Below are 15,898 nucleotides of genomic sequence, written 5' to 3'. Positions count from 1 at the left end.
TTCACCCCTGACATGGTCAGGACGGAGAAATCCTATTACATAATCCGGGTTTAACGAGAAGCTGAGAGTAATAAATTTTGCTTCAAAAAATCTGAAAAGTCTAAAATTCTTTCCGATCTGTACATTTTTAGAGCGGTGACACTATACTGATAAGCCAATAAATCGTTTTTGTTATTATAATGGTTGATGGCTTGATTAAAATACTGAAGTCCTATTAGGTTTTGCAGGTCAATGCTTCTATAAATTGTAGGTATAGCTTCCCCTTCATTCCTGGTTAAAACATTCCATTGATTAAGGATTCCCTCCCCACTACTGTATTTCGCCAAATAAGCTTTTTGAGCTCCCCTATCTGCTATAAACCCAGTTTCAGGATCAGTTACTTCCAAAACAATAAACTCATTGGCTAAGGCTACCTTTAAAAAAACATGGTAGGTCGTTTCGATGACCTCATAATCAAATCCGAAGTAGTCCAGTAAACCGGCCAAAATTAATGAGCCACTTACGCAATCATAGCTGCCCGAAATAAAAGTATCTTGGGTCAAACTGTACTGTCTGTATTCCTGAAACAACTGTTTATGGGAGCGGTAAAATATATTCTTTACCATTCTTTGGGAAGTCCCCCATTTAGCAAAGTCTTTTCTCAATTGCTCATGCAAAACACTGAACTGCTCACTTCCTAACCGCCAAGACATCACTAAAGCTGTACGCTCAGATGGAGTTTCTATAATTGGCAAATGCGCATGGTTTTTGGCTAGAACTGTTGGGGAAACAGTAGCCAATAATAGCAAAACCATTATAAGAAGAGACTTCGGCATTTGTCTAAATTAATACACTGTTAACTAAAGTTAACAATTTCTTAACATAGCAGCAAAAAAAATATCCTCCCAAAAGGAAGGATATGCAAAAAATTAATTATCAACCTAACTTAAACTCGAGTAAAAAGTGCTGTTGTAATGATTTCAAAAACTTTAGAACTAGGTTGATTCTTATGTACATAAGCCTTTAACCCTAAATATGCAATAGATAATCTTATACATGCCGAAATCGCTTTAAAATCTGCCACTTCCTTGCTGCTTTCAATTTTACCATAGCAGTGCTATACTAAAATCTCCAAACAACCTGATTGTCTTTCTATTACAAATCCGGGTTTAAAAATTACCATTGAACAGTTTAAAGCCCATAAGAAAAGTTAACGTTTATCAATGTACCTGGATTCAAACTGGAAAAAATCTGATCATCAGCATTGTAAGAACGGAAGACTTCTTGTCTGGACTGGTTAAGTAAATTTTGAACATTTATCCCCGCCTTTATTTTTTCACTTGCTCCAAAAGTCTTGTTAAGGCTTAAATTTACCGCGTGAAAAGGGACAGTATAGGTGTCTGTTCTGTTCCCAAAACCAATATAATTAAGTGTGGCACCTTGAACATTATAAAACAGACCTGCTTCAAGACCCGATAGTTTATTGTTATAACTCAAGCCTGTATTGATAATATAAGGAGCCTGACCTGACATGTCCCTTGTCTTTACTACTTTTTCTCCTTCTCTAGCTGTCAACTGTCGGGACATCAATTCCGCTTCTGACATTTGAATCTTTGAGCTGGTCAAAGTACCATTGAAGTTAAAAAAGAAAGCTTCAAGAGATGGACTAACAAATGCTAGTGATTTCCTCATTTCCAATTCGACTCCTGCCACTGTTCCATTTCCTACATTTCTAGGCTGGAAAGCTCCTGGATCAGAAAGGAATTGCACCATCTCAATGGGCTTATCAAAAGTCTTATAAAATGCACTTACCGAAAAGAGTTGTCCTGCAGAAAGGAATTGCTCCCACCTAAGGTCGAAATTATTGATTCGGGTTGCTTGCAATTTTCCATCCCATAAAACTTCTGTTCCTCCCTGTGTCCTTTCTTCAAACAAACCACCTATGAATGTCCTCCCTGTAATGGGATCTAAGATCTCAGCAAAAGACATCTCCTTAAAGGAAGGTCTGGCTATGGTGCTGGAAAAAGAGAAACGAAGATTCTGGTTCTCCTTAAGGCTCCTTATCAGGTTTACGGTAGGAAAAAGGTCCACGTCTGCCAATACTTTCTCATTATTGTAAACAATGGTTTGAGTTTGATTTGAACCGGTATAGTACTGGTCAAATTTTTCTACCCTCAAGCCTACGATTGCTTTTAACTTGGCCACAGGAGTAAATTCACTGTGAGCATACAACCCGATATTACTTAGGTTGGCATCATAGCTATTGGGGTTGTTGGGGATAAACAGGGGACTGTATCGAACCCCATTCCTATTCTCCTCTGAAAACAAGTTGCTTTCTACAAGCACCTCATTGGGATCACCTGTAAATGTCCCATTTCCAGTAGCAAATTGAAAGTCCTGGATTAGAAAATCCCTTTGTTTGTAAGCATAAGAGGAGCCAAATCGCAGTTTAGCAGGTTGACCAAATAGGCTATGGTTTTTAGCAAGATCAAGCTTTCCTATTAAGTTTTTCTCTTCGAGAGATCTCCAAATTCTTTGAGGCAAACCGACTTCTGTAGATATAGTATTGTTGGGTTTTCTAAACCTTAGCACTCTTACATCCGGATCATCTATAGATGACAAGGTAGGCGCAATTTTCCAGTTCAATTCCCATTCCCCGCCTTTGCTATAATGCATACCACTAAGCAATAAATTGGTCAATGCTCTCTGGCTGTATTCAATATTGTACTGATCCGCTTCAAAAACAGCTCCCAAATTGGTATTTTCAAAGGCGAAATTACCAACCTTAGATGCTCCGTTTTGTAAACGTATAAAATTCAATTTGTATTTAGAATAATCAGTTTTATAAGCCAGGCTAAATAAACCACCAAGCAATACATTGTTTTCTCCATAGTTACCTACAGACCTTTCCAATGGTTCTAGTTCAGATTGATCGGCCTCTCTGGGTTTTGCATAAAGATTAAACTGAGCATTCTTAAAAAACTCAGAAGTATTTTTATAAGTAATGGCAAAATTATAACCGAAGGTATTATTCTCATGGGCAAATTGATCTCCAAGTGAGAAACCTAAGTTATAATTCATAAGGTTCTGCTGCTTTTTACCCCCAAACACAGGATTGAAATCTTTCAATATGCTCTGGTAAAGCTGTCCTTTTTCTCCTCCTGGGTTACCTACAACATCTGCATATTGTGGGATATCCTCAATGCCTTGTGTAGGGATCGCTCTAAAACCATTGTCAAAACCTAAAAAGTCTGTGGCACTTCCTTCCGTAGTTAAAAAATCAGAGTTGAAATGCATGGAAGGGTTATAGCCTCCACCTATGGAAAGCCGCATTGTTTTTTCTTCCGGAAAGTCTTTGGTCTCAATATCCACAATACCTCCAGTAAAATCTGCTGAAAGGTTACTTGTAAAGGATTTTGAAACGATGATATTGTCAATAATATTGGTAGGGAAAATATCCATTTGTATGGTGTTCCTGTCTGGATCCAAGCCCGGAATATCCACCCCATTCAAGACGGTCTTGGTGTAACGGTCTCCTAACCCACGTATGTACACGTATTTCCCTCCTTCGATGGAAACACCCGTTACTCTTTTGATTGCAGATGCCGCATCTCCATCCCCAATCTGGCGAAAAGCTGCAGAACTAATTCCATCCATCAACTGGGTAGCATTTCTTTTTACTGTCATCAAAGCCGCCTCAGTAGTTCTGATGGCTTCTGCTGATATGGTTACCGTTTCTAAATCGGAGGTAAATTCCGACATCCTAAGGTTGTCAAGAAGGGTGACTTGTCCCTTGTTAACAGTTATCTCCTCAAGGTTCAAACTGTTGAAAGAAATGAATGAGGCTTGCAAGGTGTAAATACCTTCTGGCAATTGAATTTCAAAATCTCCATCAAAGTCGGTAACTGCGCCTAATTGTGCACCGACAACTGAAACAGCCACACCAAACAAGGGCTCTCCTGTTCCTTCATCATAAATTGTTCCCCGAATGGTACCATTTTGGGCCATCACATTTGAGGACAAAAGCAAAAACCCTATTAAGATCCAGCTAAAGGTAAAATTTTTCATTATGTTTTTTTTAATAGTACAGCGATACAATAAAAAAATTGTAAAGGGATACCTTACGTATCCCTTTCAAAAAATGGTGGTTGGTGTTTATTTTAAATCTGTCAATTTGCCTGCTTCAGCAGCCCAGGTCCAATCACTAAAGGCAGCCTTGTCTGCTCCTACAGTGCTTGCATCATCTGCTACTGTACTTGCATGGGCAGAAGTTCCATGTTTGAATACACTGCTAAGCGATACTCCTTCAGCGATTACTATCTCAAGGTTTTCGAAAGCAAGAATACTATTTTCGAAATTTTCTAAAGACTTGTCTCCACTTAGGGAAAGATCACCTCTACCATCCGTAGTTGCAGGATCAGCAAAGCTTTTGAAAAGTATGTTTTTGAAAGTTCCTCGGGCTCCATCTCTGAAGTCTCCCAACTCTGAAACATCATTTCCTACAATGGTTCCGTTTTGAACGGTGTGACCTGCATTGTAAGCGCCTTCAGGGCCATCAATTTCAAGTGCATGGTCTGTGGCTGAACCTGTGATTACAATAAAGTTATCAAGTGTACCTGCCCAAGCTTGATCGGTATCTAAAGCATCATCTCCAGAATTCCAGATAAGGGCATTTTTTACGCTTACAGTACCACCAAACCATTCGATGCCATCGTCTTGGTTAGCGATTACTTCAACATTTTCAATGATCGTCTGAGAACCAACGCCTCCTAAAGTCAAACCATTGATTTCATTTCCTTCTCCTATATTGGCTCCACCATGACGGATAGAAACATATTTGATAATTCCAGAATAATCTTCTGGATCATCTCCACCATATAGTCCATTTGAATCGGATGGAGGAATACCTTCAATCTGTACCTCAGTTACATCACCTGCGAAAGAACCAGGAGCCTTGCCCAATACCAACAAACCTCCCCATAATCCATCAATATCAGGATCAAGGTTAGGACTAGCTACCATACCAGGTGCTATTTCATCAGCGATAGAAGTAAATATTATTGGTTGATCAGCAGTACCTACTGCTTCAATCTTGGCCCCACGGGCAATAACAAGAGCAGTTGCATTAGATCCAGATCCAGCTTCACCTTTAACGATTACACCTGGGTTGATTTTAAGTGTAACTCCAGCAGTAACAGCTATTCTACCACTTAGAACGTAAACCTTTCCGGTTTCCCACTCCTCATCAGCAGTGATATTGTTTTCAATTTTTATGACTGAAGCAATTTCTCCTACAGTAAGTACATAGGTAGAAGTCTGCGTGTCTCCGTTTTTATCAGTAGCTACAAATTCGAAAACAAGGTTTTTATCCGCATCCTCAGCAGTAGTTTGGTAAGTAAACTCATGGTTTGCGGTAACTTCTCCATTAAAATTAATGGTTTCTACAGTAGCTCCATCTTTCCGAACAACCAATGTGGACAATCCATCTGCTGCTGTAATGGTAGCAGTAACAGGGGCCACACTCTGGCCAGCTTCTACTACTGCTGTAGCAGGAACTCCGGATATGGCAACGGAATTATTTGGCGTTTCTTCCTCGGTACATGCTGTCATAAGAACGGCAGCGACTGTAGCGATCATCATCCAATTAAATAATTTCTTCATGGTTAGTGTTAGATTTTTACGTCTGTTTTAGATTCGGTTACAAATCTGACGCAAAATTCTATCACCCTGTAAAAAAGCGAATTATGAAATTTTGAAATTAAATTGATGAATTTAACCTTCCCTTAACATTGAACTAAAAATGGGCCTTCCCATGGTCTCTGCGCGTTAACAACACTTAAAGACCAACAGATAAGCTGCTTAAATTTTGATGACTAATTTTTAATAAATCTCTGACATCCATAAATACCACAGATGAATAAGCCAATCCATGTTGCCTTGGAACAAACGCTTATCACATTCCTGGACAGACAATACAAATTGCTTTTAGTACTATTACCAATACTCCTTAAACCATTAGCTCAGCCCCAGACTATATCAGCACATCTTCCTTTTTCTTCAATTCCTCTTTTAAAAACTTAGCGGTATGACTACTAGGGTGATTGGCTAATTTTTCAGGAGTTCCACTAAAAAGGATTTCTCCACCTTTCTCCCCACCTTCTGGTCCAAGGTCTATAATATGATCCACCACCTTAATCACATCCATATTGTGTTCAATAATAAGGACTGTATTTCCCTTGTCTACCAATTGCTGAAGCACGCCAAGAAGCAAACCGATGTCTTTGAAATGCAAGCCCGTTGTAGGTTCATCCAGAATATAAAAGGTTTTTCCAGTGTCTTTCTTGGAAAGCTCCGTGGCTAGTTTTACACGCTGCGCTTCTCCTCCAGACAGGGTGGTGGCATGTTGACCTAAGGTTATATAATCCAGCCCTACATCATGCAATGTTTGAATTTTTCTTAAGATCTTTGGAATGTGCTCAAAAAATTCTACGGCCTGTTCCACGGTCATGTCTAGTACATCAGCAATAGATTTCCCCTTAAACCTAACTTCCAGAGTCTCCCTATTGTAGCGCTTCCCTTTACAGGTTTCACAAGGAATATGAACGTCAGGAAGAAAATCCATCTCGATCAACTTCATTCCTCCACCTTCACAATCCTCACAACGACCTCCTTTAACATTAAAGGAAAATCTTCCGGGTTTGTAACCTCTAATTTTGGATTCAGGCAAATCTGTAAACAAAGCCCTGATATCGGTAAAAACACCTGTATAGGTCGCAGGATTAGAACGTGGAGTTCGTCCAATTGGAGATTGATCCACTTCTATTACCTTATCCAAATGCTCAAGACCACTTATCTCTTTATGAGGCAAGGGTTCTTTCTTTGAATTATAAAACTGCCTGTTAAGCAAAGGATACAGGGTTTCATGAATCAGGGAACTTTTGCCTGACCCTGATACACCTGTCACACAAACCATGGTTCCCAAAGGAATTTCCAGGTTAACATCTTTCAGGTTATTACCACTTGCCCCTTTTAATTTCAATTTTTTCCCTGAGCCTTTTCTTCTTTTTTCAGGAACAGGTATGCTTAGTACCCCATTGAGATAATTGGCTGTTAGGCTATTGGAGGCTAAAATTTCCTGAGGGGTACCACTGGCTACAATTTGACCACCATGGCGACCTGCTCCAGGTCCTATGTCCAACACATAATCAGCCTCCATCATCATGTCCTTGTCATGTTCTACGACAATGACTGAATTTCCCAGGTCCCGCAAGTCTTTGAGTGCATGTGTCAACTTCACATTGTCTCTTTGATGCAAACCTATACTCGGCTCATCCAAAATATACAAAACGCCCACTAGTTGGGTTCCTATTTGAGTTGCCAGTCGAATCCTTTGGGCCTCCCCTCCAGACAAGGTTCTTAAAGGTCGGTTAAGGGAAAGGTAATTCAATCCTATGTCCAGCAGAAACCCAATTCTTTTCCTGATTTCTTTTAAAACCTCTGCGCCAATGATCTTCTGCCTTTCGGTCATTCGCTCCTCAATATTGGCAAACCATTCCCCAAGACTTGTGATGTCCATTTGTGCCAATTCACCAATATGCTTTTCGGCTATCTTAAAATGAAGTGCTTCTTTTTTAAGTCGGTAGCCCTCACATTCGGGACATTTTCTGGTGCTTGTGAAATCAGAGATCCATTTCTGGATTTTATCAGACCCTCCTTCTTTTTGTTTCTGAAGGAAATTCAAAATTCCTTCAAAGGTAGTGTTCCACTTTGTACCAGGGTATTTTACAGAATCAACTGCCACTTCCATTTTATCACCATACAGTAAGGTCTGTATTACTTCTTCGTCCAATTTCTCAATGGGTGTTGCCAGGCTGCCTTTGTATCGCTTAAGAATGGCATCAATTTTTTTAAAAATCCAAATGTCTCTGTATTCCCCCAAAGGGGCTATTCCACCTCTACTGATACTCAAAGAGGGGTCGGGAATTACACTTTCCCTAGTAATTTCTTCAATTACTCCCAGACCATTGCAAGAAGGACATGCTCCATAAGGACTATTGAAGGAAAAAGAATTTGGTGCCGGCTCATCATAACTCAATCCCGTATGTGGGTCCATCAGGTATTTGGAAAAATGATGTATTTCCCCTTCTTCATCAAGTAGCATCATTATTCCTTTCCCATGTTGTAGGGCAGTTTTTAATGATTGGGAGATCCTATACCGGTCTCCTTCTTCTGCAAGAACCCTATCGACCACAATTTCTATATCATGGATCTTGTAACGGTCTACTTGCATTTTAGGCTCCAACTCCACTATTTCTCCATCTATCCGAACTTTTGAATACCCCATCTTACGGATCTGCTCAAACAATTCTCGATAGTGCCCTTTCCGGCCCTTTACTACCGGGGCCAAAATGGATAGTTTTTTGTCCAAAAAGACATTGAAAATCTGCTCTACGATCTGATCTTCAGTCTGCCGAACCATCTTCTCACCTGAAAGGTAGGAATAAGCCTCACCTGACCTGGCATACAGGAGACGCATAAAATCGTAAATCTCAGTTACGGTACCCACAGTGGATCTGGGATTTTTTGATGTAGTCTTTTGCTCAATGGATATAACTGGAGAAAGCCCATTGATTTTGTCTACATCAGGCCTTTCCATTCCCCCCAAAAAAGATCGTGCATAGGCAGAAAAACTTTCCATATACCGTCTTTGGCCTTCCGCATAAATGGTATCAAATGCCAGTGAACTTTTACCACTGCCACTCAATCCAGTAATCACCACCAATTTATTTCTAGGTAAAGTAAGGTCGAGGTTTTTGAGGTTATGCTCTCTGGCCCCATATATTTCAATATGTTCTTGAGAAGGTTGATTTTCTGCTGACATCGGATAGATTTTCGCTTGTATTGGTTTAACCTAAATTAGGTATTAACTATTCTAATTGCTGCTAAATTTACTGTCCTAGCACCGGACAATTTTGTTTTTTGAAGTTTTTTCAATCCTAAGAAGGGTGAAGAATTCCATAATCATAAACCTCATCACAACCCTTATGGATCAGAATAATTTATAATAATCATAGATAAACCCGACTGAAAAGAACATAACTAGAATAAGCCTAAAATCATACAAATGGTTCATTTTTAGTAAAGGATCTAATTGGCGGCCTTCTCGCGTAGGTCTTGCTCAGTGTCTCCAGTAATTGTTGATTTCAGCCCACTTAATATCAGGTTCCACCAATAATGAAAAATAAACTTGTGTTTTTCCCTCTGAAAATACACTTCGCCTTTCTGAAGGTCTCCCGATTTTTGTGGGTTATGCGTCTTAATCACAAGCGTATTGGCAAGAAAAGCACCAATATCCCTAAAAACATTTTTATTTCGCTTATAATTTTTATCTAGTATTTCTATTTTCAAATCAGAATACCTTGCCACGACATCTCCTGTGCCATCTAGGTCATCTGCTGTAATATTAAAGTAAAGATTGTCTAACCTTCCTTGCTTCAGTGCCACTCTTGTGGCTGGCATAATCATATTATTGAGACTGGTCAGATTCATTGCTCCAATACTGCCCTCCAATAAGAACTTCCCATCCCTGTCATTGATCAGGTAATCAGCCTGCATATCAATCTGCCCTTCCCCCATTAACCTTCCTTTAGCAGTGATCCTTAGGGTATCATTTTGCGAAAGCTTTTCCGCATAATTGGTAAAGCCCAAAATCTCCCCATTGACTTGATCGAAAAAGATCTTTCCAGAAGAAGGGGCCTTGGTGTCAGGCCTCTCCTGATAGCTAATTGTCGCATTCTCAAAATTGATTGCCTTCAACCAAATGCTTTTAGGCAAGTCATGGACAATATCATGAATCATTTTGGGCCTTTTTGAGGTATCCTCCACTTTTCTTTTGTCCCTGAAAACCTCCAATTCCAAATGATCCAATTGTACATTATCTGCGTCTATTTTTCCCTCTCTAAAATAGGATTGAAAATTCATGCCTGTTATCTCCAGCCTGGCATTGTTCACCTCCATCCAATTGGTCTCTTTATCAAACCGATTGATATAAGAATATTTTCTCAATTTGTTTTTAAAGGCTCCCTTATCAATACTCAGCCTTTGTTCTGCAGTATTGAAGGATAGGTCATTGGCTTGTATCACATTGATATAATCATTGACATGAAGCTGCACCTCACCCAAATAACCTTCTATAATATCTACTGAAAATATTGCCTCCTGACTCTTTATGTCCTCATCACTTAAACTAAACCCATCAGCAAATACAAATAAGTCATTTATCAATAGTCTAGTAGAATCTGATTTGCTGTCTTTATTAATAAAATCGGCTTTATTGACCCGAAAATGGTTAAGTTCAATCAGCCTGTAGTTTTCTCCCTGACTTCCTTCATCTTGCCCCATCTTATCAGTTATTTCTTCCAGATCGGGAGTAATTGTCTCCAAGACCACATCAGCTATATAGGCAGAGTCCAGATGGATGCTATTGTAAAACAAAAAATCCACCCATTGAAAACCCGTCAAGCTGGCTTCTTTGAAAGAAAGGTTGAACTTGATCTTATCCTCCTCCATCAACTCCTTACCCGGGTAAATACTAACCGAGTCCATTTTCAAAAAAGTACCACGGTAATTATAATCCAACCTAATTTTTCCAAAATTAACCTCATGCCCCACAAAATCGCTGGTCCGGAGGATCATATTACTGACAATTCGCTCTGCGTTTTTATTCAGGTAGTTATTTACCAATACTGGTAATAAATAAAAAAAACCAAGCAAAACTAGCCCAATTATAAAGGTAATAATGACAGGTTTTTTCATATAACAGGTTTTTATTCCATTCAAGTTAAGGATAAAAACCAATTCTTTAAGAAAAGGTTTTTACAAGGGCAATTTTATTACATAAGTTTGTCCTTTTCTGACATTAAGTTTGGAGTTAATTAGCCAAGGATTGTAGATTTTTACTTCCTTGTAATTACTCTTTTGTTTAATTGCCCAAGATGCAAGATTGTCAATACTTTCACTCACTTCTATTTCCCTAAGTGGGGGTAAGGAATACAAATCGTCATTTTGAAGTTCGAAACCATATTTCGCTTGGTTTTCAAAAATCTCTTTCATTGCAAGAATTCTAAAAATATATCTACTGGTTTCTTCATTAAGATAAAGATTGTAATAATCAGGACTGAGCTGCTGATTTTTACGCCTGGCAATTCCTGCCATACCCATATTGTAACTTGCGGCTACGCTGGTCCAATTTCCAAATTTGCCATAGGCTGCCCGGATGTATTTGCAGGCGGCTATTGTTGATTTTTCGAAATGGTACCTTTCATCTACATCCCGATTGACTTGCAATCCGAAATCTCCAGCCGTCCCTTTCATAAATTGCCAGAAACCTTTGGCTCCCACCGGGGAGGTGACATTTAATAAGCCTGATTCAATGACCGCCACATATTTAAAATCGTCAGGAATACCATTTTCCTTCAAGGTCTGTTCAATGAAAGGAAAATATTTACCTGCTCTTTTGAGCATCAGCAAGGCATTAGATTCCCAATAGGCATTGACATAAATTTCCCTCTCATACCTTTCAAAAACATCAGGTTGATCTATAGGAACTTTTTCCCCAGCAAACTCAGGCTTGTCTGGAAGATCAAATATTCGTACACGAGGAATGCTTCTTGCCTTTCCTTCACGCAATTCAGCAGCTTCACCATCATTGACTTTTAATTGAGGTTTTTCCTCTTTGGTTTGGTATAGCAAATAGCCAATAATTACAAATTGCAGCGCTACAAGGAAGTATAAATTATAAGTATGCTTCTTTTTCAATGGCTTAGTAATTTGGTGATAATAGGTATTTGTTATAAAAATCGTCTATGGCTGCAACTGCATCATCTGCAGAGTCCACAAGCACAAAAAGATCTAGGTCTTCCTTATTGATATTGGCGTTGGACTCTAACATGGTGGTCTTGATCCATTCGATCAATCCTTCCCAATATGCCTTACCAACAAGTACTATTGGAAAACGACCGATCTTCTTGGTTTGGATAAGGGTCAAAGCTTCAAACAATTCATCCATGGTCCCAAAACCTCCCGGCAAAACGATAAATCCCTGAGAATACTTGGTAAACATCACCTTACGGACAAAAAAGTAATCGAAGGTAAGCAGTTTGTCCGGGTCAATATATATATTATTAAATTGCTCAAAGGGCAAGACAATATTTAACCCTACAGACTTTCCTTTTTCTGAATGAGCACCTCTATTTCCTGCTTCCATGATGCCTGGACCACCTCCGGTTATTACCCCATAACCATGCCTCACAAGCTTTGCGGCAATGGCCTCAGCTTTCTGAAAATTATGGTGGTCTGACCTTGTTCTGGCAGAACCAAAAATAGAAACACAAGGCCCAATTTTGGCAAGCTTTTCAAAACCTTCAACAAATTCACTAATTACTTTAAAAATTACCCAGGAATCTGCACTTTTAATTTCAGCCCAGTCTTTTTCCTTAAAAGCCCTTCTTATTTTATCCTCCTCTTTACCTTCGTCCATTCTCATCAAATCAAAAACTAAACATCTAAAATAAAACCTATAATTTTTTCCTAATGTAAACCATCCGAATTGAGCAAACAAACTACATTTATACAAAAAATGAAAATCTTTCCATTAAAATATCGATTTTAAAATGCCTAGCCATTAGTTTTCAGAATATTTTCCCTTATTTAAAGCATGGAATCAATTTATCATGCTGACTATTGGCCATTTGCCATTCTATTGTCCAGTATTGCACTGGTAGTAGCTTTGGTTTCCCGGTTGAGGTTTCACCCTTTTGTTGCTTTGGTACTGGCTGCTGTTTTTGTCGGTCTTATGACGCCAAACCTTATGGAGAACAAAGGCATTGTTGCTGCACTCGATGAACCCATGATCGCTTTTGGTGTAATGGCAGGGAAAATAGCTTGGGTGATTGCACTGGCGGCCATTATAGGAACTGCCATGCTGGAGAGCGGTGCCGCAGAAAAAATCGTAACCCAATTATTAAATAAACTAGGTGAAAAACAAGCTGCTTTGGCCCTGCTTATCGCGGCCTTTTTGCTTTCCATCCCGGTTTTTTTAGATACGGTTTTTTTCTTACTTATCCCCTTAGGTATTAGCCTGGCCCTCAAAACGGGTAAAAACTATATCCTTTATGTAATTGCCATAGGAGGTGGTGCAGCCATAACCCATAGTATAGTCCCTCCTACACCAGGCCCACTTATCATGGCCGAAAGCCTAGGAATAGAGTTGGGAACCGTGATCCTTTCTGGAATGATTTTAGGGATTATCCCCGCCATATTGGTATTATTTATTGGTAAAAGAATCAATGAAAAAATGGATGTGCCCATCCGGATAGCATTGCCTGAAAACACAGGCGATGCTTCAGAAATATCCTTGACCTGGGCACTCGCTCCCATTGTTTTACCCATCCTGATGATAGGTTCAGGAACAATGGTTCAGGCCATTACCGGACACGTTCCTGAATGGTTGGTTTTCTTAGGTAATAAAAATCTAGCCATGGCTGCAGGAGCAGGGGCAGCCTTGTATTTGTGGGCCAAATCTGAGAAAATGGCCTCCAGAGAATTATGGACTAAGGTAGGCAAGCCTTTGGAAATAGGAGGTATAATCATTCTTATCACAAGTGCTGGCGGTGCTTATGGCGCCATGATCAATAATAGTGGCATTGGAGAGGCCATTAGATTGGCTACAGAAAATTTTCCGCTACATTTTATTCCCCTTGCCTGGCTGATAGCCGCGGTATTAAAAACTGCACAGGGATCAGGAACTGTTGCGATGATTTCCAGCGTGGCCATTATGTCAGCACTTATAGGAGATGGTCAATCCCTGGGTTTTCACCCCGTCTACTTATTGATGGCCATGGGCTTTGGTTCACTGTTTATTTCTTGGATGAATGACAGCGCTTTTTGGGTGGTAGCAAGAATGAGCGGACTAACAGAAAAAGAGGCCCTCAAAACCTGGACCTTTCTGCTCGCTTGCATTTCATTGGTAGGGATGGCGCAGGTTTGGTTGCTTTCCTACATATTCCCTTTTGTCTAAACATAAACCCAAATACATGAATGTACTCATCATAGGAGGAGGCGGATTTATTGGTAGCAGATTGGCTACAGAATGGCTACTACAACACCCCGAATCCAAAGGAAAAATAACGCTAGTTGACCAGGCCTTTTTGGACAACATCAAAAATAACCCAGGATTTAAATGCATTGAAGGCGATTTTAGCGACCCATCGTTAATTGATCCGCTATTAGAAAAGGAGCCCGAACTGATATTTCACTTGGCAGCAGTGGTCAGTGGTGAAGCAGAAAAAAACTTTGACCTAGGAATGCGTGTCAACTTATACGGTTCCCTGCACCTGCTAGAGAAATGTCGAGAACTGGCTTATTGCCCAAAAGTGGTGTTTGCTAGTTCCTGTGGAATCTTTGGTGGTGATGTAAATCAAGTACTCACCGAAGAAACTGCACCGAAACCCAAAAGCTCCTATGGTACACAGAAAGCCATGGTAGATTTGCTAATGAATGATTTCAGTCGACGTGGTTTTGTAGATGCCAGGTGCCTAAGGCTCCCAACTATCACGGTTAGGCCGGGAAAACCAAATGCGGCTACCTCTTCCTTTTTAAGTAGCATCATTCGGGAACCTTTAAACGGCAAGCCAACAAGTTACCCCGTTGCTCCTTCATCCCCTTTTTGGATACTCTCTCCCAAGCAAGTGGTCCGTAATTTTATTCATGCCGCCAAGCTTCCCGCCAAAGACATAGGAGACGACCGCACGATTAACCTTCCTGGTATAACTGTAAGCGTACAAGAGATGATCGATAGCCTGGAGCAAGTCACGCATAAAGGCATAACCGACCTTATCTCTTATGAACCCGATGCCTTTCTTCAAAGCATTGTGCTTACCTGGCCTCCAAATTTTGACACCAAAAAGGCAGATGCTTTAGGTTTCACTGCTGACAAAGATACCACAGAGATCATCTCTAATTATATTCAGGAAGAGCACATACAAGTACCCAAAAAATAAGCCCAATTTATGAAGAATACGATAAAAACTGCGCTAATCACCGGAGCAGGTTCAGGTATAGGAAGGGCCGTGGCCCAAGCCTTGGCCAAGGACAATTGGACACTCATATTAACCGGAAGAAGGAAAGAAACATTGGAGGAAACCGCCAAAATTTGTGGCCAAGACAATGTTTTGATTTACCCCTCCGACATCACATCACCTGAAAGTGTGAATGCCTTGTTTGATAAAGTCCGGGAGAAGTATGGACGTTTGGACTTGCTTTTTAATAATGCAGGGATCAATGTCCCAGCCGTTCCTTTGGAAGACTTGAGTTATGAAGATTGGAAAAAGGTGATCGATACCAACCTTACAGGAGCATTTCTATGCACCCAACAAGCCTTTAAATTAATGAAGACCCAAAGCCCAAAAGGTGGTCGCATCATCAACAATGGCTCTATCTCCGCTCATGCTCCCAGGCCAATGTCCGTGGCTTATACCGCAAGCAAACATGCAGTAACAGGACTGACCCAATCCACTATTCTTGATGGAAGAGATCAAAACATTACCTGCAGTCAGATAGACATTGGCAATGCCAAAAGTGACATGACCAAAAAAATGGAAGAAGGTACCCTACAAGCAGATGGATCCCGAAAAGTAGAGCCCACCATGGACGTCAATGAAATTGGCAGGGCCATCGTCTACATGGCCAGCCTCCCACCTGCCGCCAATATCCCCTTTATGACCATCATGGCCAACGGTATGCCATATATAGGGAGAGGGTGATTGGATAAAAAATCATAAATCCCCCAATTTTTCTTTAACTCCCAGAAAAAAAAATTCTAATAAAAAAAGGTTACAACTTTGCCTTTCAGCAGTTGTAA

General features: G+C 40.1%; 10 protein-coding genes. 3 read left to right on the top strand and 7 right to left on the bottom strand.

The features are described from left to right. Window positions 1–50: 50 nt before the first annotated feature. The 7 genes from CA2015_RS10915 to CA2015_RS10885 all read right to left on the bottom strand — a co-directional run bounded on the left by CA2015_RS10915 (window position 51) and on the right by CA2015_RS10885 (window position 12,523). Window positions 51–815 (bottom strand): hypothetical protein, encoded by a 765-nt coding sequence (locus CA2015_RS10915; RefSeq protein ID WP_157470434.1) that lies wholly within the window; start codon window positions 813–815, stop codon window positions 51–53. Between the two features lie 355 nt (window positions 816–1,170). Next, window positions 1,171–4,047, bottom strand: coding sequence for a TonB-dependent receptor (locus CA2015_RS10910; RefSeq protein ID WP_048641938.1), 2,877 nt, complete (start codon window positions 4,045–4,047; stop codon window positions 1,171–1,173). An 87-nt stretch (window positions 4,048–4,134) separates the two neighbouring features. Further along, window positions 4,135–5,640, bottom strand: a complete 1,506-nt coding sequence (locus CA2015_RS10905) for a hypothetical protein (RefSeq protein WP_048641937.1) — start codon at window positions 5,638–5,640, stop codon at window positions 4,135–4,137. A gap of 370 nt (window positions 5,641–6,010) precedes the next feature. After that, window positions 6,011–8,860: an excinuclease ABC subunit UvrA gene (uvrA, locus tag CA2015_RS10900; protein ID WP_048641936.1), complete on the bottom strand. Its 2,850-nt coding sequence runs from the start codon at window positions 8,858–8,860 to the stop codon at window positions 6,011–6,013. Window positions 8,861–9,126: 266 nt separating this feature from the next. Continuing rightward, window positions 9,127–10,794, bottom strand: coding sequence for a hypothetical protein (locus CA2015_RS10895; protein ID WP_048641935.1), 1,668 nt, complete (start codon window positions 10,792–10,794; stop codon window positions 9,127–9,129). A gap of 60 nt (window positions 10,795–10,854) precedes the next feature. After that, the gene (locus CA2015_RS10890; RefSeq protein WP_048641934.1) at window positions 10,855–11,796 is read right to left on the bottom strand and encodes a lytic transglycosylase domain-containing protein; all 942 of its coding nucleotides are present in this window, start codon (window positions 11,794–11,796) and stop codon (window positions 10,855–10,857) included. Between the two features lie 4 nt (window positions 11,797–11,800). After that, window positions 11,801–12,523 (bottom strand): LOG family protein, encoded by a 723-nt coding sequence (locus CA2015_RS10885; RefSeq protein WP_048641933.1) that lies wholly within the window; start codon window positions 12,521–12,523, stop codon window positions 11,801–11,803. A 171-nt stretch (window positions 12,524–12,694) separates the two neighbouring features. On the opposite strand from CA2015_RS10885, the gene CA2015_RS10880 reads away from it, so the two are divergent. The 3 genes from CA2015_RS10880 to CA2015_RS10870 are packed head-to-tail and all read left to right on the top strand — an operon-like array spanning window position 12,695 to window position 15,800. Further along, window positions 12,695–14,056, top strand: coding sequence for a GntP family permease (locus CA2015_RS10880; RefSeq protein ID WP_048641932.1), 1,362 nt, complete (start codon window positions 12,695–12,697; stop codon window positions 14,054–14,056). Between the two features lie 16 nt (window positions 14,057–14,072). After that, complete coding sequence (gene denD, locus CA2015_RS10875) at window positions 14,073–15,038, top strand: D-erythronate dehydrogenase (RefSeq protein WP_048641931.1); 966 nt, start codon at window positions 14,073–14,075, stop codon at window positions 15,036–15,038. 9 nt (window positions 15,039–15,047) lie between these two features. After that, window positions 15,048–15,800, top strand: a complete 753-nt coding sequence (locus CA2015_RS10870; RefSeq protein ID WP_048641930.1) for an SDR family oxidoreductase — start codon at window positions 15,048–15,050, stop codon at window positions 15,798–15,800. Window positions 15,801–15,898: the final 98 nt, after the last annotated feature.

Origin of the sequence: Cyclobacterium amurskyense (assembly GCF_001050135.1) — a bacterium.
GTDB lineage: Bacteria > Bacteroidota > Bacteroidia > Cytophagales > Cyclobacteriaceae > Cyclobacterium > Cyclobacterium amurskyense.
Note: the sequence above shows the minus strand (reverse complement) of the source record. Positions and strands in the feature narration are given on the sequence as shown.